The 20,669-nt window shown below is 71.4% G+C and carries 18 protein-coding genes and 1 pseudogene; 17 read left to right on the top strand and 2 right to left on the bottom strand.

The features are described from left to right. Window positions 1–22: 22 nt before the first annotated feature. From C1I99_RS04875 to C1I99_RS04860, 4 genes are read left to right on the top strand one after another with little or no spacing between them, the layout of a single operon-like run. Window positions 23–946: a 5-dehydro-4-deoxyglucarate dehydratase gene (locus tag C1I99_RS04875; protein ID WP_267897470.1), complete on the top strand. Its 924-nt coding sequence runs from the start codon at window positions 23–25 to the stop codon at window positions 944–946. Further along, complete coding sequence (locus C1I99_RS04870; protein WP_111132935.1) at window positions 946–1,647, top strand: SDR family NAD(P)-dependent oxidoreductase; 702 nt, start codon at window positions 946–948, stop codon at window positions 1,645–1,647. The genes C1I99_RS04875 and C1I99_RS04870 overlap by 1 nt, the downstream gene beginning before the upstream one ends. Continuing rightward, window positions 1,647–2,894: a glucarate dehydratase family protein gene (locus C1I99_RS04865; protein ID WP_111132934.1), complete on the top strand. Its 1,248-nt coding sequence runs from the start codon at window positions 1,647–1,649 to the stop codon at window positions 2,892–2,894. The genes C1I99_RS04870 and C1I99_RS04865 overlap by 1 nt, the downstream gene beginning before the upstream one ends. Window positions 2,895–2,913: 19 nt before the next feature. Further along, a complete protein-coding gene (locus C1I99_RS04860) occupies window positions 2,914–3,288 on the top strand; it encodes a GDSL-type esterase/lipase family protein (RefSeq protein ID WP_199561957.1) in 375 nt (124 codons plus the stop codon). A gap of 57 nt (window positions 3,289–3,345) precedes the next feature. On the opposite strand, the gene C1I99_RS04855 is transcribed toward C1I99_RS04860, so the two are convergent. Further along, window positions 3,346–5,400, bottom strand: coding sequence for a cation:proton antiporter domain-containing protein (locus C1I99_RS04855; protein WP_199561956.1), 2,055 nt, complete (start codon window positions 5,398–5,400; stop codon window positions 3,346–3,348). 209 nt (window positions 5,401–5,609) lie between these two features. Here C1I99_RS04855 and C1I99_RS04850 point away from each other — a divergent pair. The 9 genes and pseudogenes from C1I99_RS04850 to C1I99_RS04810 form a co-directional block, all read left to right on the top strand. Next, window positions 5,610–6,155, top strand: a pseudogene (locus tag C1I99_RS04850) (STAS domain-containing protein); the annotation flags it as partial. 131 nt (window positions 6,156–6,286) lie between these two features. After that, window positions 6,287–6,607, top strand: coding sequence for an STAS domain-containing protein (locus tag C1I99_RS04845; protein ID WP_158553970.1), 321 nt, complete (start codon window positions 6,287–6,289; stop codon window positions 6,605–6,607). Window positions 6,608–6,784: 177 nt separating this feature from the next. Next, window positions 6,785–8,293: an aminopeptidase P family protein gene (locus tag C1I99_RS04840; protein WP_111132930.1), complete on the top strand. Its 1,509-nt coding sequence runs from the start codon at window positions 6,785–6,787 to the stop codon at window positions 8,291–8,293. 918 nt (window positions 8,294–9,211) lie between these two features. Continuing rightward, window positions 9,212–10,138, top strand: coding sequence for an acetaldehyde dehydrogenase (acetylating) (locus C1I99_RS04835; RefSeq protein WP_111132929.1), 927 nt, complete (start codon window positions 9,212–9,214; stop codon window positions 10,136–10,138). Beyond that, window positions 10,135–11,148, top strand: a complete 1,014-nt coding sequence (dmpG, locus tag C1I99_RS04830; protein ID WP_111132928.1) for a 4-hydroxy-2-oxovalerate aldolase — start codon at window positions 10,135–10,137, stop codon at window positions 11,146–11,148. The genes C1I99_RS04835 and dmpG overlap by 4 nt, the downstream gene beginning before the upstream one ends. Before the next feature lie 102 nt (window positions 11,149–11,250). Then, window positions 11,251–12,057, top strand: a complete 807-nt coding sequence (locus C1I99_RS04825; RefSeq protein WP_111132927.1) for a cupin-like domain-containing protein — start codon at window positions 11,251–11,253, stop codon at window positions 12,055–12,057. Next, on the top strand, window positions 12,057–13,310 hold the full coding sequence (locus C1I99_RS04820) for an 8-amino-7-oxononanoate synthase family protein (RefSeq protein ID WP_111132926.1): 1,254 nt from the start codon (window positions 12,057–12,059) through the stop codon (window positions 13,308–13,310). Before C1I99_RS04825 ends, C1I99_RS04820 begins: the two co-directional genes overlap by 1 nt. Then, window positions 13,307–14,176, top strand: coding sequence for an HpcH/HpaI aldolase/citrate lyase family protein (locus C1I99_RS04815; protein WP_111132925.1), 870 nt, complete (start codon window positions 13,307–13,309; stop codon window positions 14,174–14,176). The genes C1I99_RS04820 and C1I99_RS04815 overlap by 4 nt, the downstream gene beginning before the upstream one ends. Further along, the gene (locus C1I99_RS04810) at window positions 14,173–15,135 is read left to right on the top strand and encodes an ornithine cyclodeaminase family protein (RefSeq protein ID WP_111132924.1); all 963 of its coding nucleotides are present in this window, start codon (window positions 14,173–14,175) and stop codon (window positions 15,133–15,135) included. Before C1I99_RS04815 ends, C1I99_RS04810 begins: the two co-directional genes overlap by 4 nt. A gap of 1 nt (window position 15,136) precedes the next feature. On the opposite strand, the gene C1I99_RS04805 is transcribed toward C1I99_RS04810, so the two are convergent. Continuing rightward, entirely contained in the window at window positions 15,137–15,628 is a 492-nt protein-coding gene (locus C1I99_RS04805; RefSeq protein ID WP_111132923.1) for a MaoC family dehydratase, read from the bottom strand. Window positions 15,629–15,767: 139 nt separating this feature from the next. Between C1I99_RS04805 and C1I99_RS04800 the strand changes: the two genes are divergently transcribed. The 4 genes from C1I99_RS04800 to C1I99_RS04785 form a co-directional block, all read left to right on the top strand. After that, the gene (locus C1I99_RS04800) at window positions 15,768–17,132 is read left to right on the top strand and encodes a hypothetical protein (protein ID WP_111132922.1); all 1,365 of its coding nucleotides are present in this window, start codon (window positions 15,768–15,770) and stop codon (window positions 17,130–17,132) included. A gap of 214 nt (window positions 17,133–17,346) precedes the next feature. After that, a complete protein-coding gene (locus tag C1I99_RS04795; protein WP_199561955.1) occupies window positions 17,347–18,180 on the top strand; it encodes an ABC transporter ATP-binding protein in 834 nt (277 codons plus the stop codon). Between the two features lie 32 nt (window positions 18,181–18,212). Beyond that, window positions 18,213–19,202, top strand: coding sequence for an ABC transporter substrate-binding protein (locus tag C1I99_RS04790; protein ID WP_111132920.1), 990 nt, complete (start codon window positions 18,213–18,215; stop codon window positions 19,200–19,202). Between the two features lie 5 nt (window positions 19,203–19,207). Beyond that, window positions 19,208–20,669: iron chelate uptake ABC transporter family permease subunit (locus C1I99_RS04785; protein ID WP_111132955.1), on the top strand; the 1,462-nt coding region annotated here is incomplete at its 3' end.

The raw sequence follows: 20,669 nt of genomic DNA, 5'->3' as shown, positions 1-20,669 counted from the left end.
TCCCGACACGAAGGGAACGCCGTTGACTGGCAATGCTCTCGATGGAGTCATGTCCTTCCCGGTCACCGCCTTTCAACCCGACGGCACCCTGAACCTGGCCGCGTACCGGGTGCACGTCGAGGATCAGGTGGCCGCGGGGCCGGCGGCGATCTTCGTGGCCTGTGGCACCGGGGAGTTCTTCTCCCTCGACGTCGAGGAGTACGGCCAGGTGGTCCGGGCAGCCGTGGAAGCGGCCAACGGGAGACGGCCGGTCTTCGCCGGCGTCGGCTACGGCACCACGTTGGCGATCCGGCTGGCCCGGCTGGCCGAGGAAGCGGGCGTGCAGGGCCTGCTCATCCTGCCCCCGTACCTGGTCCACGCGCCGCAAGAGGGGCTCGTGGCGCACTACCGGGCGGTGGCCGCCGCCACCGACCTTCCCGTCATCGTCTACCAGCGCGACAACGTACGCCTGACGCCACAGGCCGCGGCGGAACTCGTTGCCGTGCCCAACGTCGTCGGCCTGAAGGACGGCCTCGGTGACCTCGACCTGTTGCAGCGGATCAGCGGCGCCATCAGGGACGCGCGCCGTGCGGACCCGTCGATCGCCGACCCGGTGCTGTTGAACGGGTTGCCCACCGCGGAGATGACGGCGCTGGCCTACTGGGGGATCGGAGTCCGGTCGTACTCCAGTGCGGTGTTCTGTTTCGCACCGGACATCGCGCTGGCCTTCAACAAGGCACTGCGGGCCGGCGACCTCACCCTCGTCGAGGCGTACCTCGATGGTTTCTTCCGGCCGCTGGTGGAGCTGCGCGCCCGCGGTGCCGGCTACGCGGTTTCGCTGGTCAAGGCAGGAGTGCGGTTGGCCGGCTTCGAGGTCGGCCCGGTGCGTCGACCACTGACCGATCCGAGACCCGAGCACGTGCGGCAGTTGCGGGACATCATCGCGGCGGGCCGGGTGATCGGTTGATGGCGGGCCTCACCTTCGACTTCACCGGCGCCCGGGTACTCGTCACCGGCGCCGCCGGACTCCTCGGCGGCGCCTGCGCCCGCGCCTTCCGCGACGCCGCCGCGCAGGTCGTCGCCACCGACCTGAAACCGGCGGAGATCCCCGGCACCACCTTCGTCGTCGGCGACCTCACCGAGGACACGTTCCTGGACCGGCTCCACGCCGATGCGGGTCCGCTCGACATCCTCGTCAACTGCGCGGCCGTCACGCACCAACTGATGGACTTCTGCGACACGACGGGCGCCATGCTCGACGAGCAGTACGCCGCCAACCTGCGGCCGGTGCACGGCTTGTCCGCCCGGGCCGCCCGCGACTGGCGTCGGCTCGCCCGTCCCGGCGTGATCGTCAACTTCTCCTCCCCGGGCGCCGTGCGGGCGCATCCGGACCAGAGCCTTTACGACGCGACCAAGGGCGCCATCGAGGCGCTGAGCCGCGCGATGGCGGTCGAACTCGGGCCGTACGGCATCCGCGTCAACTGTGTCGCGCCGGCGTCCATCGGTGAAGCGGGCGACATCCGTCGGGACACGCCGTTGCGCGACGCCGTCACGCCCGACGATGTCTGTGACGCCGTGCTGTTCCTCGCCTCGCCCGCCGCCCGACGGATCACCGGCACCGTGCTCGCCGTCGACTCCGGACTCTCCGCCCAACTGAGGACTCCCTGATGCGTGTGACGAATGTCGTGGTCACTCCAGTCGCCTTTCGCGATCCTCCGCTGCTCAACGCCGTCGGAGTCCACCAGCCGTACGCGCTGCGCACGGTGATCGAGGTCAACACCGAGGACGGGGTGACCGGCCTCGGTGAGACGTACGGCGACGGGCCGGTGGTGGCCGGGCTGCGCGCGGTCGCCGCCCGGATGGCCGGCCTGGACGTGTTCGACCTCGCCGGACTGCGCCGGCTGGTGCGGCAGGCCACCACCGTCGCCGCCGGCACCGGGCGGTCCGAACTGGACGGCCGGTCGAGGGCGGCCGAGGTGCTGTACTCGACCTTCGAGGTGGCCCTGCTGGACGCCCAGGGCAAGGCGCTCGGGCGGCCGGTGGTGGACCTGCTCGGCGGACGGGTCCGCGACGAGGTTCCCTACAGTGCCTACCTGTTCTACAAGTGGGCGTCGCACCCGGATGGACCGGAGGACGACTGGGGGCCGGCGCTCGACCCGGACGGTATCGTCGCCCAGGCCAAGCGGATGGTGGGGGAGTACGGCTTCACGGCGATCAAGGTGAAGGCCGGCGTCCTCCCTCCGGAACAGGAGTGCGCGACGATCCACGCCCTGGCCGACGCATTTCCCGGCGTGCCGCTTCGGATCGACCCGAACACCGCCTGGTCGGTGCCCACCGCCGTCGAGGTAGGCCGGCGGCTTGCCGGCGTGCTGGAATACCTGGAGGACCCGACCCCGGGCATCGCGGGGATGGCCGCCGTGGCCGCCCAGGTCGAGATGCCGTTGGCGACGAACATGTGCGTCGTCGCCCGCGAGCACCTACCGCCGGCGATCGCGCAGCGCGCGATCGGGGTGCTCCTGTCCGACCACCATTTCTGGGGCGGGCTGCGCCACACCCAACAGCTCGGCGAGCTGTGCGACATCTTCGACATCGGGCTGTCGATGCACTCCAACAGCCATCTCGGGATCAGTCTGGCCGCGATGACCCACGTGGCAGCCGCCACCGAGCACCTGACGTACGCGTGCGACACCCACTACCCGTGGAAGACCGAAGACGTGGTGGAGCCCGGCCCGCTGCGCTTCGAAGGCGGGTCCGTGCGGGTGCCGAGCGGCGCCGGCCTCGGTGTCACTCTCGATCGAGACGCCCTGGCCCGGCTGCACGAGCAGTGGCGCCGCAGCGGCATCCGCACGCGCGACGACGTCACCCCGATGCGTACGGTGCAGCCCGAGTGGACCGGCGCCCTGCCCCGATTCTGACCCCTCAGGGAGGCAACCAGTGACAGCGACAATCCCGCCCGGCAGGCAGGTGCTGTTCATCGGTGACAGCATCACCGACGCCGATCGGGACCGGCACCATGCCGAGGACCTGGGCCGCGGGTACGCCATGATGGCGTCAGCCTGGTTCACCGCCCGGCATCCGCAGCACCGTGTCACGTTCCGCAACCGCGGTGTCAGTGGCGACCGAGTCCGGGACCTACGCGCCCGGTGGGACACAGACTGTTTGCAGCTCGCGCCGCAGGTGGTGTCGGTGCTGATCGGCATCAACGACACCTGGCGCCGGTACCGGCACGGTGATCCCACCAGCGTCGACGAGTTCGCGCGTGACTACCGGCAGATCCTCGAGCTGACCCGGCACACATGCTGCGGCTGACGACGATCACCCATCTGGTTGACCGGTTGACCGCCGCGGGGCTGGTGCCGGGCGCGACTACCGGCTCGCCGGTTGGCGGGTCACGTCCCCGCTGGTGCCGGGCCTGTTGAAGTGCAGCAGCGTCTCGTCGAGGTAGCAGTACGCCCAGTCCTCGCCGGGCTCCACCGACGCGGCGATCGGGTGGCCGTGCTCGCGGTGGTGTCGGGACGCGTGCCGTTCGGGAGAGGAGTCGCAGCAGCCGACGTGGCCGCAGGACAGGCAGATGCGCAGGTGAACCCAGGAGGTGCCGGCCCGGAGACACTCCTGGCAGCCGGGGGAGCTGGGCAGGACCGGGGTGATCGCGTCGACGTGCGGGCAGGCCGTGCCCGGGTCGGGCCGCCAGGCGACGATGTCGTTCACGTCGACCCTGGTCGGGCCGGACGCCCGTCCGTTGGTGAGTCCGGCGAAGACCGCGTCGTTGAGGGCTGCCCGGCTCGCCCGGGTGGACTCCACCAGCGTGTCGGCGCCGGCCGCGGCCAGGGCGTCGAGGTCCACGGGCTCGTCGACCCGTACCACGATCTGCGGTCCGGGGGCGAGGGTCCGCACGACGGCGGCGATCCGTTGGGCGGTCTCCGGGTCGTCCTCGGGGATCACCACCATCCGGGCACGTGACACCCCTGCGCGCTCCAGGGTGTGCTGCCGGGCGGAGTCGCCGCGCAGCACCTCGTGGCCCTCGGCCTCGGCCTCCGCGGCGCCGTCGGGGTTGAGGGTGACGATGACGAACGGAACGTCGGATCTGGCCAGTTCGGTGGCGAGTGTCCGGGTGGTGGGGCCGTATCCGCTGATGATGACGTGGTCGCGCGGCCCGTCGCCGTCGGTCTCCACCACGGTCGGCTTTGCCGCGCCCTGCGCCGCCGGGCGTTCCCGCCGCTCGGCCACGGCACCGAGCCGGCGGCCTGCGGCGCCGAGCCACGGGGTGGCGGCCATGAGCAGCACGGTCGCCGCCACGAACGCCTGCGAGCCGTTCTCGCCGAGGCCGGCGGGGGAGAGCCCGGCGTCCCGGCCCACCCGCTCGAGCACGAACGAGAACTCGCCGACCTGTGCGATCAGCAGGGACAGGCCGGCGACTACCGCTGGTCGGATCCGGAGCACGGCCGCCGACGCCGCCGTGGCGACGCTCTTCACCAGCAGGATGCCGGCCACACCGGCCGCCACCAGCGGCAGGTTGCCGAGCAGGAAGCCGAGGTCGAGCAGCATGCCGACCGAGACGAAGAAGGTCGCCGAGAAGAGAATCTGCAGGGGGAGGATCTCGCCGAGGGCGTGTTCGGAGTGGCGGCTCTCGCTGACCACCATGCCGGCGAGGAACGCGCCGAGCGAGACGCTCACCCCGGCGAGGCTGGTCAGATACGCGGTGCCGAAACAGATCGCGATGACCGTCAGCAGGAACACCTCGGGCGAGCAGGCCCGGGCGACCACCTCAAGCAGGCGCGGCATGATCCAGCGGGCGACGACGAGTACGACCGCGACGATCCCGACGGCCGTGCCGAGGGCGCTGGCGATGTTCAGCGGCGAGCCGCCCGCGCCACCCAGCATCGGCACGAGCAGCACCATCACCACGATCGCCAGATCCTGGAAGATCAGGTAGGCCAGGGCGGTCCGGCCGGTGCCCGTCTGCGTCTCGCCCCGGCTGCCGAGCAGTCGCAGCACGATCGCCGTGGACGACAGCGACACCAGGAACCCGGTGAAGACCCCCACCTGCCAGGACACCCCGAACAGCGCCAGCACCGCCGTCGCCACGCCCACGGTCAGCGTGACCTGAAGGCCGCCACCGATGACGATCAGCCGCCACATGGTCGCCAGCCGGGTGAGCGAGAACTCGACGCCGATGGTGAACAGCAGCAGGATCACGCCGACCTCGGCGGCCACGTCGATGGCCTCCTGGCTACGCACCAGGCCCAGTGCGTGCGGGCCGATGGCCACCCCGGCCAGGAGGAAACCGACAATCGGTACGGTTCGTATCCGGGTCGACAGGTAGCCGATCATTGCCGCGGCCAGTAGCAGCGCGACGATCTCGGCGAGGAACGCGGGCGGGCCGCCCCCTGCCTCGCTGGCCAGTACCGCAGGGATGTGCACGCCGGAATGCTAGCCGGCGGTCGCGGGTGCGGGACGCGGGCGACCGGCGGGCCGCACGCCGTGGGTCGGGGCGCGCCGGCCGGGCGCGGGCACGGCGGACTGTCACGCAACTGTCATATGTCTGCGCGGTGACCGCCAATCCCCGCCGGCAGGCTGTGAAGCCGGCCGGACCCGGACAGCGGAAGGGTGGCGGAGGAGAGGACAAAAGGATGACTGTCGTTCCGGACGACAACCTCATGACCCTGATCTGCGATACCTGCGGCGACACCATCACCAGCACGGCGTGCGTGCTGCCCGACGCCGAGGTGGTCTGGACGCTGGTGGCCGAGCACGGCTGGAGCGGGTCCCCGTTCGCCACCGGCCCGCACCGCTGCCCCCACTGCAGCCTGCTGCCCCCGTCGGCTGGCGGCCCGGCGCGCGGCGACGGCGACGAGCCCGGCGGCATCCTCGGCATCGACCACCTCGGCGGGGCCACCGTCGTCACCACCGCCGGCGACATCGACCTCGACACCAGCGAGACGCTGCGCACCGCCCTGCGCCACGCGGCGGAGATGGGCGGACACGTCGTGGTCGACCTCACCCGGGCGCACCTGATCGACTCCACCGGTCTGGGCCTGCTGGTACGTGCCCACCGCGACGCCCGCGACCGCGGCGTCATCCTGTGCCTGGCCGCCCCGTCACGATTCATCCGTACCGTCCTGCACACCATGCGCCTCGATGGCGTCTTCTCGATCTACGACAGCCGTCACGACGCGCTCACCCACCTGTCCGCCGGGCTGGCCACCGCCACCACCGCGGAGGTGGGCGACCCCCGGCAGCTCACCGACTCGCGGCAACCCCGCCCCTGACGCCACCCCGAACCCGCATCATGAGCATGGAACCGAACGTGGAGAGAACTGTGGCGTCCCTGTCGATCACGACAACCACCCTGTCAGCGGGCATCGTGGTGCTGCTCATGCGCGGGACCATGCGCCGCGGCGACATCGACACCTTCCGCGACGCCCTCACCCGCGTGCAGCGCACCCGCCCCCGGGAGGTGCAGCTCGACTTCTCCGGCCTGGTCGACGTCGACGCCGGCGCCGCCGCGGCCGTCACCGCCGCCGCCCTGGAGGCCCAACGCACCGGCACGGCCGTGACCGTGGTGCGGGCGTCCGAGGCGGTACGCCGAGGCATGACGGTCGCCGGAGGAGCGGACATGCTGCGCTGACCCCGTGCGAGCCCCGGTCACGCCCACCCGGCTGCACGGGGTGCCGTCGGCGTCCAGGCCGGCGTGGGGTGGGGATCACCATCTCGGTCCAGAGGCGCCGAGGTCGCCGCGGTTGATGCGGGCGGCCACGCGTACGGGGGTCGGGGAAACCTCGGATCGCGTGGCAGGATATCGACCATGACGAGCGACAAGCAGGTGAAGGCCAGCCACCGCAGCACCCCGACGAGCGGCGAATTCCGCGCTTTCATCGCCTCCGGATGGGCCAGCCGGAGTGCGGCACCTGTCCCACGCGCAGAGGTCGCGGATTACGCGGCCCGTCGCCGGGCGGTCCTGTCACGGCGGTTCCCGGGCGAGCGTCTCGTCATCCCTGCCGGCGGCCTCAAGGTGCGCAGCAACGACACGGACTATCCGTTCCGGCCACACACGGCCTTCGCCTACCTGTCCGGTCTGGGCGCCCACAGCGAGCCGGACAGCGTCCTGGTGATGGATCCGAAGCCCGGGGGCGGCCACGAGGCGGTCCTGTTCTTCCGGCCGCTCGCCCCGCGCGACAGCGAGGAGTTCTTCGCCGACGCCCGGTTCGGCGAGTTCTGGGTCGGGCCACGCCCCACGGTCCAGGACGTCGAGTCCCAGCTGGGCATCAGCGCCCGTCACATCGACTCGTTCCCCGATGTCCTGGCAAAGGATGCCGGCGCCACCCAGGTGCGCGTCGTCCGCCCGGCCGACGGACAGGTGGCCCACCTCGTCGACCAGACCCGGGCCCAGGCGGAGGTGTCCGCGTCGGTGGCGCAGCAGCACGAGGCAGACGAGGAGCTGGCCCGCTACCTGTCGGGAATGCGGATCGTCAAGGACGAATGGGAGATCGGCGAGATGCGCAGGGCGATCGCCGCCACCCACCAGGGTTTCGAGGCGATCATCCCCGGGCTGCCCGAGGCGGTCCGCAAGGGCCGCGGTGAGCGGTGGGTCGAGGGTCTCTTCGGCCTGTACGCGCGGCACGAGGGCAACGGGGTCGGGTACGAATCGATCTGCGCGTCCGGGGACCACGCCAACACCATCCACTGGACGCGGAACACCGGCCAGGTCCGCGAGGGGGACCTCATCCTGGTCGACGCGGGGGTGGAGGTCGATTCCCTGTACACCGCCGACATCACCCGTACCCTTCCGGTGACCGGCCGCTTCACCGAGGTGCAACGGAAGATCTACGAAGCGGTCCTGGAGGCGCAGGAAGCCGGCATGGCAGCGGTGAAGCCGGGCAACAAGTTCAGTGACATCCACGCCGCCGCGAACCGGGTCATCGCGCAGCGGCTGCACGACTGGGGGCTGCTGCCGGACGGGGTGACGCTCGAACAGACGCTGGACCCCGAACATGGCGCCTGGCATCGGCGGTGGATGGTCCACGGCACGTCCCACCACCTCGGCATGGACGTGCACGACTGCCAGCTGCTGCTGCGTCAGGAGTACATGGACGGCGAGCTGAGGCCCGGCATGATACTCACCGTCGAACCCGGTCTCTACTTCAAGGCGGACGACCTGTTGGCGCCGGAGGAGTTCCGCGGCATCGGCGTCCGTATCGAGGACAACGTCCTCGTCACGGAGGACGGTCACGAGAACCTGTCGTCGGCCATGCCGCGCACCGTCGACGACGTCGAGGCGTGGATCGACCGGGTGCAGTCCGGTGCGGGTGCGTGAGCGCACGTCAGGCCGACCGGCCGGCACGCGCTGAGGCGGGCCGCCACCGGAGCGCCGCCCCCATCCGGTCGGCGTGATCCGCTGACGCCGGTCGGGCGCCGGCATCCGGTGTCCGACCGGCGGTGGCATGACGCGAACCGGCAACCCCACTGGACGGCGGCGCGATGCTGTCCGGCGTCCCCGCCGTGCGGGGAATGGCCCCGGCTGACCGCCACCGGCGCCGTCGGGGAATGGTTCAGCGGCCGGGCGGACCCGGTGCTGCGGTCCGAACGGCCCCGCACGCCGAGGTGAGCCGGAGCGGCCCCTGGTGCGACGGCACCCGGGTGTGGACTGTCGCGAGAGCGACGCAACTTGCACCTCCGAGCACCGTCAATATCTGGTACCGTCAATGCCGGCGGGCCGTTGTGGCTGGCAGGAGTGACAACGTCTGCATTGTCGGAAATGAATGTCGACGGGGGCGCTTTCGATTACTGCGTCGAGACTTCTGAGATCAACCACATGTCCGATTGCTGCTCGACGGTGCAGCACCGTGCGGCCGAACAGACCTTGTCGAATGGTTTCCGGTCGCACCGCGAGCCGTCGGCCGCCGGGCGTTTTGCTTTCTCCTGAACCACCGACAGCGACGGTCTGAGGGCAGCCGCACCGGAGTGGGGCGGGCTGGCCCGTCCGGGCCGCCACCCCGGTCCGACACGGATGGACAGCCCCGGCGGCGGCGATCCGGGATGCATCCAGGCGCCGCTGGTGCCGGCATGCCTGCTCGCCACGGTCGCTGCCGACGTCGCTGCGCGCAGATCGAACGGTGAGGACAACGCACATGAGAACCCGCGATCCGGATGCCCGGCGCCACCCGTCCCGCACCCACACATCCCTCGCTCGGCGTCCGCAGATCTGCCGGTTCCGGTCCCGCCGAGGCGCGCCATGAGTCCCACCGCGGGCGCGACCGCCGGGCTGGACCTCGCCCAGCCCGTCACCGTCGCCGTCATCGGCACCGGGGCGATCGGCCAGGACCTGATCAGCAAGATCGATCGATCACCCGCGTTGGACTGCCGGCTGGTGGCCGGGCGCAACCCGGGCTCGCCCGGCCTGCGGCACGCCGAGCGGTTCGGCTACCCCGCCAGCACAGCCGGGATCGAGGCCGTCCTGGCGGCTGAGCGCCCGTTCGACGTCGTGTTCGACGCCACCAGCGCGGCGTCCCACCGCCACCACTGGCGGCTGCTGGAGCCGCTGGGCACGCTGGCGGTCGACCTGACGCCCAGCGGTGTCGGGCGGATGATGGTGCCGACCGTGACCGGGGTGGAGGTGGCGACCGGCCGCAACATCAACCTGATCAGTTGCGGCGGTCAGGCGTCCATCCCCGTCGTGCACGCGCTCGCGACGCGCTTCCCCGTGGCGTACGTCGAGGTCGTCTCGACGGTGGCCAGCGACATCGCGGGCCGCGCGACCAGGCTGAACCTCGACGAGTACGTGGCGACCACCGAACAGGCCATCACGACGTTCTCCGGGGTGTCCGACGTCAAGGCGATCCTCAACATCAGTCCGGCGGTGCCGCCGGCGACCTTCCGGACAGCCGTCCATGCCCGGATCCCCGGCGGTGACATCGCCGCGCTGCGCGCGGCGGTCGACGAGGCGGCCGAGCGGGTGCGCTCCTTCGCCCCCGGGTACGCGGTCACCGCCTGCACGGTCCTCGACGACCGGGTGACGGTCGCTCTGCAGGTGCTGGCCCACAGTGATGTCCTGCCGCCGTACGCCGGGAATCTCGACATCATCAATTCCGCCGCCGTCCTGGCCGCCGAGCAGCACGCGGCCCGGCTGGACCGGTCCAGGCGGGCGGAGGTGGCCGGATGAAGAAGGTCGTGATCCACGACCCGACGCTGCGGGATGGCCAGCACGCGGTCCGCCACCAACTCGGAACGGCTGCCCTGCGCCGCTACGCGCAAGCAGCGGACGCGGCGGGGATTCCGGTGGTGGAGGTCGGCCACGGCAACGGCCTCGGCGCCTCCTCGCTCCAGGTCGGGCAGGCCGCGGTGGGCGACGACGAGATGCTGTCGACGGTCCGGGAGGCGCTCCGGCGCAGCCGGATGGGCGTCTTCATGCTGCCTGGCTGGGGCACTTCCGCCGACCTCCGGCGAGCCATCGCCCACGGCGCCGACGTCATCCGCATCGGGGTGCACGCCACCGAGACGTCGCTGGCCGAGCGCCACCTGGGCGTCCTGCGCGACGCCGGCGCCGAGGCGCACTGCGTGCTGATGATGAGCCACATGGCGTCCCCCGAGGAGCTGGCCGAGCATGCCGCGCGGGCCGTCGGGTACGGGGCGCAGGCGGTGGGAATCATGGACTCCGCCGGTCACTTCCTGCCCCCGGACGTCACCGCACGGATCACCGCGATCGTCACGGCGGTCGGCACCACCCCGGTGATCTTCCATGGGCACAACAACCTCGGCATGGCCGTCGCCAACTCGGTGGCCGCGGCCGACGCCGGGGCCCTGATCATCGACGGCTGCGCCCGCGGCTTCGGCGCCGGGGCGGGCAACACCCAGCTCGAGGTGCTGGTGCCGGTGCTGGAACGCAGCGGGTTCGCGACCGGCATCGACCTGTACGCGCTCCTCGACGCCGCTGACCTCGCCGAGCGCGAACTCATGCCCACCCCACCGGTGACCGCGTCGATGAGCATCGTAAGTGGCCTGGCGGGGGTGTTCTCCGGATTCAAACACCGGGTCGTCGAACTCTCCGCACCCGCCGGCGTCGACCCGCGCGATGTCTTCTTCGAACTCGGTCGGCGGCAGGCCATCGCCGGGCAGGAGGACCTGATCGTGGACGTGGTGGCGGAGCTGAGCGCACGCCCGGCCATCGGGTGACCGGGCGCGTGACCCGCCCTTCAGTTAGTGAGGACAGACGAGATGGCAGTTTCGGACGCAGTGACTGAGCCGGACGGATCCGCGGGCGTGCCGGTTGCCCGCATGTCCTTCGACGAGTTCATGGCCGTCGGCCCCGGCGGCCTGTTCAAGGCAGACGTGCCCGTGGTGATCGCGCTGCCGCGCAGCGTGCAGGGGCTCGGCAGGGAGGGCGTGGCAGCCCGCCTGGCCGACATGACCGTCACCCTGTTCACCGAGCCGGGCGACAAGAACCACCCCGGGCGCTGGGAGACCCGAGACATCAAGCTTCGCGAGTTCTTCGCGGACGAGCGCCACCTGACCAGCCCGGACACCTGGCACCGGGTGGTGTCGAACATCCGCAACAGCCCGGCCGACGTGAACGCCGTCATCGGCTTCGACGCGGAGAAGTTCTTCGGCTACAACAACACGTTGTACGCGGCGAACCTGTGGATCAGCCACTGCGGCGTGTTCACCAAGAACCACTTCGACGAGTTCGAGAACTTCAACATCGCGCTGGAGGGCCGCAAGCGGTTCATCATCGCCCCGCCCGGCTCCCGTGAGTACTACCCCAGGTCGGTGCTGCGCGGGTTCGGGGACAAGTCCCAGGTGTTCGATCTCGACAACGTCGACCTGGCGCGGTACCCGAGGCTGGCGCCCAAGCTCGCCCAGCGCCGGGACTTCGTCCTCGAACCGGGCCACATGCTCTACCTGCCGCTCGGCTGGTGGCACCAGGCCGAGTCGCTGGACGAGATGAACATCAACGTCAACTTCTGGCTGAAGTCGAAGAAGATCCTCCGCAGGCCGCACGTGCTCGGCGTGGCGCTTTACACGTACGCCTACCGGAGGGTCAAGGGTGTCTACAGCTACAAGCCCACCGAGGTGAACGCCTGATGAGCGAGCGCAAGACCATCACCCCCACCCACCGGTACCGCAACAACGACAAGCTCATCGGCATCGGGAACACCTTCTGGAACATGTCGGAGGAGCACGGGGTCGCCGGCATCGTCGGCGATCTCTCCGACGGCGTGTTCCGCATGGCCGACGGGCACGAGTTCGTGAACTTCACGGTCTGCTCCTACCTGGACCTGGACACCCACCCCAAGGTCATCGACGGTGCGGTCGCCGCGCTGCGCCGCTTCGGCGTGCTGGACCACTGCATCCCGCGCACCCGGGTCCAGACACCGGTGCTGCTGGAACTGGAGGAGTCGCTGGGCGAGCTGTTCGACGCGATGGTGGTCAGCGCGATCTCCACGGCGGCGGCCAGCACCGGCCTGCTGCCGCTGATCGCGTCGGGGCACCTCGGCAACGGCACCCGGCCGCTGATGGTCTTCGACAAGAACGCCCACGTGTCGATGGCCAACGCCAAGCCGAGCTGCGCCGACGAGACGGAGGTCGTCACCTGCCGCCACCACGACCTCGACTACCTCGAGGACATGTGCCGCACCTACGAACGCGTCTGCTACGTGGTGGACGGCTCGGACAGCCTCGGCGGCTACGCGCCGGTCAAGGAGCTGGCTGAGTTGCAGGAGAAGTACAACCTCCTGGTCTTCTACGACGACTCGCACTCGCTGTCCGCCTACGGCGAGCGCGGCATCGGCTACGTCCGTTCGCACTGCCCGGTGCTGGACGAGCGAACCATCACCGTCGCGACCCTGAGCAAGGGGTTCGGTGCCGGTGGCACGGCGATCCTGCTCAACGGCTTTCCCAAGGAGACGCGGCGGCTCATCGAACGCTTCGCGGGCCCGCTGGGCTACTCGCAGAAGATGAACGCCGCCGCGGTGGGTGCCGCGCTCGCCTCGGCCGAGATCCACCGCACCGAGGAGCTCCCCCAGCTCCAGGGGCGGCTGCGGTCCAACATCGCGCACTTCGACTCGCTGCTCGCGACCGAGCAGGCGGGCAGCACGTACCCGATCCGGGTGGTGCCGATGACTGACGAGACGGTCATCGGCGCGGCCCAACGGGTCTTCGCGGCCGGGTTCTACGTCTCGCCGGTGTTCTTCCCGATCGTCGCCCGCGGCACCGCCGGGCTGCGCGTGATGCTGCGCGCGGGCCAGACAGCGGAGCAGATCACCCGGCTGTGTTCCGTGCTCGTCGAGGCGGGGGCGCGCCCGGCCGCCGCACTGCCCGAGCCGGTGGCCCGATGACCGGCGCGCCACGGGCGATCCCGCGCAGCATCCTGTACACCCCGGCGCTGTCGCTGGACCGGGTCGTGAAGGGGTGGTCCTACGACGCGGACGTCCATCTGATCGACCTGGAGGACTCCGTACCGCCGGCCGAGAAGCCGGCGGCGCGCACCGTGTGCCGGGCCGCCCTGGAGAAGGCGCCGCGGCCGGCGAACATCGCCGTGCGCATGAACGAGCTCGGCAGCGTCGCGGCGGTGCAGGACCTGGTGATGCTCACCGAGTGCCCGGTGCGGCCCGGCATCGTCATGATGACGATGGTGACCTCGGCGGCAGAGGTGGCTCTGCTGCGGCGGATCCTGGCCTCGGCGGGCGCGCGTCCGGAGATCTATGTGACGGTCGAGACCGTCGAGGCGGTCACGGACATCGACGCGATCGCGCGGTCGGCCGACGGGCTGGTCCTCGGCTCGGCCGACCTGGCCGCCACGCTCGGGGTCGAGATCACCTGGGAGGCCATGCTCGCCGCCCGACAGGCGATGGCACTGGCCTGCGCCCGGCACGGCACCGCCTGCATCGACACCGCCAACTTCCGGCTCGCCGAGCCGGCGGTCCTCGCCGAGGAGACCGCCCGGGTGCGGGCACTCGGCTTCCACGGCAAGGCGACGGTGCACCCAGGCGAGCTCGACGTGATCAACCAGGCCCTGCGGCCGAACCCTGACGACCTGCGATTGGCTCGCCGGGTGGCCGAGGCCGTACGGGCGGCTAACGGCGGGATCGCCGTCCTGGACGGGAACATGGTCGGCCCGCCGTTCGCCCGGATGGCCCGCGCCGCGGTCGCGCGCGAGGACGCCTGGGCCGCCCGGTTCGGCGCCGACGGCGGTACCACATGACCGGACCGGTGCTGGTCGACGCCGCGGACATGGCTGGTACGCACCGGATGACGCGGGTCATCGACGTACTGGGGGAGATGTTCGCGGACCTGGCCGCCGGCCGGACCCGCTCCCCGGCGCGAACCGTCCTCGAGCACGGTCGCCAGCGGCTGCTGCTGGTCAGCCCCGCGATCTGGGAGCAGCGCGGCGTGGGCAGCGTGAAGATCACCACGCTCACCCCCGACAACCCGGGGCGCGGACTGCCGCTGATCCACGGGATCGTCGCCCTCACGGACCTGGCCACGGGGCAGATCACGGCCCTTCTGGACGGTGCCGAGCTGACCGCCGTCCGCACCGGCGCGGTCGCCGCCCTGGCCACCCGGTGGTGCGCCGCCGACGACGCCGAGGACCTCGCGGTCATCGGTGCGGGGGTGCAGGCGCGCTCCCTGGTACGCGCGGTGGCGGCCGTGCGCCGGATCCGCGCCGTCCGGGTGTTCTCGCGTACCCGGGCCAGGGCGGAGGAACTCGCCGAGTGGGTCCGCGACACGTCGTCCCACCCGATCCACGCGACGGTCTGCGACACGGCGAAGGCTGCCGTCGCCGACGCGGCGATCATCTGTACGGCGACCTCGACCAGCACGAGCACTCCGGTGGTGGAAGCGGACTGGGTGGCGCCCGGGGCGCATCTCAACGTGATCGGCGGCACCCACCCGGACGCCATCGAGATCGAACCCGCCCTCCTGGGGGGCGCCATGGTCATCGTTGAGGACCGGACCGCGGCGCAGGAGGGCGCAGGTGAGGTGCGGGCCGCCCTGGCCGCCGGAACGGTCGGCGTGGACGACCTGTACGAGTTGGGCGCACTGGTGACCGGTGAGGTCCGCGCCAGCGGTCGCACCTCGGTCCTGCGTACCGTCGGAATGGCCATCGAGGACACCGCGGCGGCGGTCGCCCTCCGTGACGCGGCTGCGGACGTCAGGTAGGTCAGGAGCCCTCGCGGCAGCGGACCATGAAGGACCGTTCGAAGACGATGACCGTCTCCCCGGTGGACTTCGTGCCCGTGGTCTCCACCGTGATGATTCCCTGTCCGGGCCGGGACCGGCTCAGGCGCTTGTGGAGGATCCTGCTGGTCGCGTACAGGGTGTCTCCGACGAACACCGGCTCCCGTAGGCGGACCCTGTCCCAGCCGAGGTTCGCCACCGCCCGCGCGGACAGTGCCTGCACGGTCATCCCGCCGACCAGGCACAGCGTGATCCCGCTGTTGACCAGCGTCCGTCCGTACTCACTGCCGCTGCCGTAGTGCTCGTCGAAGTGCAGCGGATGCTGATTCATGGTGAGCAGGGTCAGCCAGGTGTTGTCGGTCTCGGAGATGGTCCGGCCCGGCCAGTGCCGGATCACCATGCCGGGCTCGAAGTCCTCGTAGTCCCCGCCGTGCTCTTCGCGATACTCGTTGCCCTGGACGTGACGCAGTGTCATGGACAAACCCTCCGTGTTGCGCGTCGGCACGCCGGCCCCGGCCTGATGCTAATCTATCGATCTTACTGTCTTGGATGGATCGGTCCGCGACGACGAGCTGGGCTGCTCGGCCCTGCACTCAGCTTCGGGGGAGCGCCAGATGGCCACGCTTGAGGATGTCGGCACCACGGGTTCGTCCGGGCACCCGTGGTTCGGCAGTCACCGCCTGACGCCGGCCGCACCGGTGGACACGATCCGCCAGATGCTGCGCCACGAACTCCGGGACACCGGCTGGCCGTACCAGAGACTCCTTCCCGCGGCGCCGATGGCGATTCCGCGCGCGTCCTACGCCGAGGTCTTCCGGGTGAGCGTCGCGCTGCTCGATCTGGTGCGCCGCACCGCCCTCGACACCGCGCCCACGACGGCCGGCAGGCTGGCGGCCTACCGCATGCCGCACAGCGAGAACCAGCTGTTCGTTCGGGACCCGTTCGTCGAGGAACGGTACGCGGACCGTGTTGTCCGGCCGGACGTCGTCATCGGGCCGGACGGGCCACAGTTCCTGGAGTTCAACGTCAGCGGCGCGCTCGGCGGCGCGGTGGAGACCCACTGCCGCCTCGAGGTGTGGCGCCAGCTCCACGCCGACGACGAGGGCAGGATCCCGTTCAGCTCGCCGAGCCCCTTCGCCGTACGCGCCGAGATGTTCAGATCACTCAGCGCCGAGCTGGCGCTGGCGCCGCGAGTGGCCATCGTCGGGAGCGCCCGGGTCGAGGGTGTGGACAGCCGATACTTCCAGATCGAGGCCGACTACTTCAACAGCCACGGCCTGACCGCGCGGTTCTTCGAGCCGGAGGAACTGCCCGAGGCGTGGGACTGCCCGGCCCGCCTGCGCTATCCCGTCGGACTGCGCAACTTCACCATCCCGGACTGGCTCGACGTCGGCCTCGACACCACGCCGGTACAGGATGCACTGGACAACGGTTGTCTGCTGGTCGGCACGCAGACGTCCACCTTCCTGCACAGCAAGCTCACCATGGGTCTGCTGTCGGAGGGGCGACCGTGGATGAGCGCGGCCGACCGCCGGTTGGTCGACAGGTACCTGCCGTGGACGCGAATCCTCTCGGACCGGAAGACCACTCGCGCCGGTGCGGAGGTCGAGCTGCTCCCGTTCGTCGTCAAGAACCGGGACCTCCTGGTACTCAAGGCGGGCCTGGGTGAGAGCGGCAAGCAGGTGGTCATCGGCCGGGAGGTCGACCAGGCGACGTGGGAGTCCGCCCTCGACGCGGCCGCCGCCGACGGCACCAGCGTGGTCCAGGACTTCGTGGCGCCGCAGACGTGCCGGGTCGCGCTGATCGCCGACGGTGCGGACGAGCCCCACGACGTCGAGGTTGCCCCGGTCCTCGGGCCGCTCCTGTTCGGCGGCCGCCCGGCCGGTCTGTTCTGTCGGTTCTACGGCGACGGCTCAGCCGGAGTCGTCAGCGCCAGAGGGGCGAGCAGCAGCTCCGACAACTGTATGGTGGCGGTCTGATCGACGGGATCGGCGGGCCGCCGCGAGCGGCGGAGACCATCCGAGCACGGCATCACCGCAGCTGGCTAACGCCTGGCGCGCAGACGCGCAGACCGCCACCGCGCCGTCGGGACGACGAGGGCGGCGGTGTGTGTCGGGGCGGAACGCGTACGAGTCGTCCGCTCCACCTCGTCCGCCTTGACACTCGCAGCGAAGGTTAGGCTAACCTAAGCGCGTGTCAGCTGAGCGAGAGCAGGTCCGGCGGGACGAGAGCCTCCGTGGCGTGGACCTGCGCCTGGGGTACCACGGGGCGGTTGTGGTGCATGGCGCCACCATCGCCCTGCGGCCGAGTTCGGTCACCGCGCTGGTGGGCCCGAACGGCAGCGGCAAGTCGACCCTGCTGCGTGCCCTGGCCCGGCTGCACCCGATCGGCAGCGGTGCCGTGACCTTCGGCGACGGCACGACCGCGGCCGGCCTGCCGGCCCGGGAGTTCGCCCGCCGGGTCACCCTGCTCGCCCAGAGCCGCCCGGTGCCCAGCGGGGTCACCGTCCGCGACGTGGTCGGCTACGGCCGGCACCCGTACCGCGGGCGCTGGCGGGCCGAGGACCCGCAAGGGCCGGCGGCGGTCGCCCGCGCCATGGAGGTCACCGGCGTCGCCGCGATGGCGGCCCGGCCCGTCGACGAACTCTCCGGCGGCGAGTTGCAGCGGGTGTGGCTGGCCACCTGTCTGGCCCAGGACACCCCGGTGCTGCTGCTCGACGAGCCGACCACCTTCCTCGACCTGCGCTACCAGGTGGAGATCCTCGACCTGGTGCGTGACCTCGCCGACCAGCACGGGGTCGCGGTCGGCGTGGTGCTGCACGACCTCAACCAGGCCGCCGCCGTGGCCGACCAGGTCGTGCTGCTGCACGGCGGCCGGGTCCGCGCCACCGGCACCCCCGCCGAGGTGCTCACCGAGCCGGCGCTGACCGAGACGTACGGCATCCGCACCGAGGTCACCACCGACCCGTTGACCGGGCTGCTCTCCACCCGCCCGGTCGGCCGGCACAGCGTCCGCGTCCCCGCCTGAACCGACATTTCCCCTTCACGAGAAAGACCACCATGATCCGTACCCGTGTCACCGCCCTGGTCGCCGTCGCGACCGCGGCCGTGCTGGCGCTCGGCGCCTGCGGCACCACCGAGAACACCTCCTCCGCGGCGCCCAGCAGCTCCGCGGCCGGTGGGCCGGTCACCGTCACCGACAGCCGCGGCAAGGCGGTCAGCCTGAAGGCGCCCGCCACCAAGGTCGTCGGCCTGGAGTGGGGCGAGGTCGAGATGCTCGTCGGTCTCGGCGTCATGCCGGTCGGCGTCGCCGATCCCAAGGGGTACGCGACCTGGGTGAGCGCCGCCAAGCTGGACCCGACGGTCAAGGACGTCGGCACCCGGGCCGAGCCCAGCGTCGACTCGATCGTCGCGCTCCAGCCCGACCTGGTGGTCATGGAGGACGACCGCGGCGGCGCGCTCGTCAGCCAGCTGGAGAAGTACGTCCCGGTGCTGGTCACCAAGGGCAGCGACGCCTCGGACAACCTCGGCCGGATGCGGTCGGACCTGAAGATGATCGCCACCGCGGTCGGCCGGACCGCCGAGGGGGACCAGCTGCTCGCCGACTTCGACGCCGCGCTCGCCGACGGCAGGAAGAAGGTCGCCGACGCCGGCGCGGCCGGCAAGGAGTTCGCCATCGCCGACGGCTGGAAGGAGGGCAGCACCATCTCCGTGCGCATGTTCGGTCAGGGCGCGCTGGTCTCCCAGATCGGCATCCAGCTCGGCCTGAAGAATGCCTGGACCGGCAAGACCGACGAGGTGTGGGGCCTGGGCCAGACCGACGTCGAAGGGCTGACCGCGCTGAAGGGCAAGGACCTGCACTTCTTCTACAACGCCTCGGACGGCACCGACGTCTTCGCCGACGGCCTCGCCGGCAATGCGATCTGGAAGTCCCTGCCCTTCGTCCAGCAGGGCAACCTGCACCGGATGCCGGACGGCATCTGGACCTTCGGCGGGCCGCTCTCCGGCAAGCAGTACATCGACGAGCTCGTCAAGGTCTACACGGTGTGAGCCGGTTGACCGCACTCCCGCGCCCGGAGCCGGCCACCTGGCCGGCCCCGGCCGGGGGCCGCTCGGCTCCCCGGGTCGTCGGAGCCTTCGCGGTGGCCACCGCCGTCCTGCTCGTGGTCGCGGCGGTGCACCTCACCCAGGGCACCTCGTCGGTCGGCGCGCTTGACCTGCTGCGGCTGCTGGTCGGCGCGGACGACGAGGCGGCCCGGGTGCTGGTCGCCTCCCGGGTGCCGCGCCTGCTCGCCGGGCTCGCCATCGGTGTGGCGCTGGGCTTCGCCGGTGCCGCGTTGCAGTCGATCGCCCGTAACCCCCTCGCCTCCCCGGACACCCTCGCCGTCAACGCCGGCGCGCACCTGGCCATCGTCGCCGCCGCCGCGTTCGGTGTCACGTTGCCCGTCCTGCCCGCCGGCGGTCTCGCCCTGTGCGGTGGGCTCGCCGCCGCCGGCCTGGTGATGGCGCTGTCGGCGGGCGGCCAGTCCGGCACGACCCGGCTCATCCTGGCCGGTTCGGCGACCGCGCTGGCGCTGAACTCGCTGACCACCCTGTTGCTGTTGCTGTTCGAGCAGGCCACCATCGGCCTGTTCGCCTGGGGCAACGGGTCGCTCGTGCAGAGCGACCTGCGGGCACTGACCCAACTCGCCCCGGTGATCTGCCTGGCCGTCGCCGCGCTGCTGGCCCTGGGCCACCGCCTCGACATCCTCGCCCTGGGCGACGACACCGCCACCGTGCTCGGGCTCGACGTGCGGCGGACCCGGCTGCTGGTCACCGTCCTCGCCGTGCTGCTCTCCGCCGCCGCGGTGACCCTCACCGGGCCGGTCGGCTTCGTCGGCCTCTGCGCGCCGGTGATCGTCCGGCTGCTCGCCCCGGTGGTGCCGGGGGTGCACCGGCACCGTGTCCTGCTGCCGCTCTCCGGCATCGCCGGCGTGATCATCGTGCTCGGCTCCGACGTGCTGCTGCGGGCCGTGCTGGGTGGTCAGGCCGGCGTGGACATTCCCACCGGCGTGGTCACCACCCTGTTCGGTGCGGCGATCCTGATCTGGCTGGCCCGCCGGCACCGCGACGCCGGGCCCACCCGTCGCCCGCCGGGCGGGCACGCCGTGGTCCGGTCGGCGGCCTTCCACCGGGTGGTGGTCGCCTGCTGCGTCGCCGTCGGCGTCGCCGCGGTCGTCGTCGGCATGCTCGCCGGGGACACCTGGGTGCTGGTCGGCGACATCGCCAACTGGATCCAGGGGCGCACCGGGCCGGCGTACACCTTCGTGCTGGACCAGCGGTGGCCGCGCGTCGCGGCCGCGGTGCTGGCCGGCGCGGCCCTCGCGGTCGCCGGCACCACCGTGCAGGCGGTCTGCCGCAACCCGCTGGCCGAGCCCGGCATCCTTGGCATCACCGCCGGGGCGGGCCTCGGCGCGGTGGCGTTGCTGACGTTCGTGCCGCTGGCCGGGGTGTGGGCCGTCTCCGGGGTCGCCGGGG

The sequence above is a fragment of the Micromonospora deserti genome, from assembly GCF_003236335.1.
GTDB classification, from domain to species: Bacteria; Actinomycetota; Actinomycetes; order Mycobacteriales; family Micromonosporaceae; genus Micromonospora; species Micromonospora deserti.
Note: the sequence above shows the minus strand (reverse complement) of the source record. Positions and strands in the feature narration are given on the sequence as shown.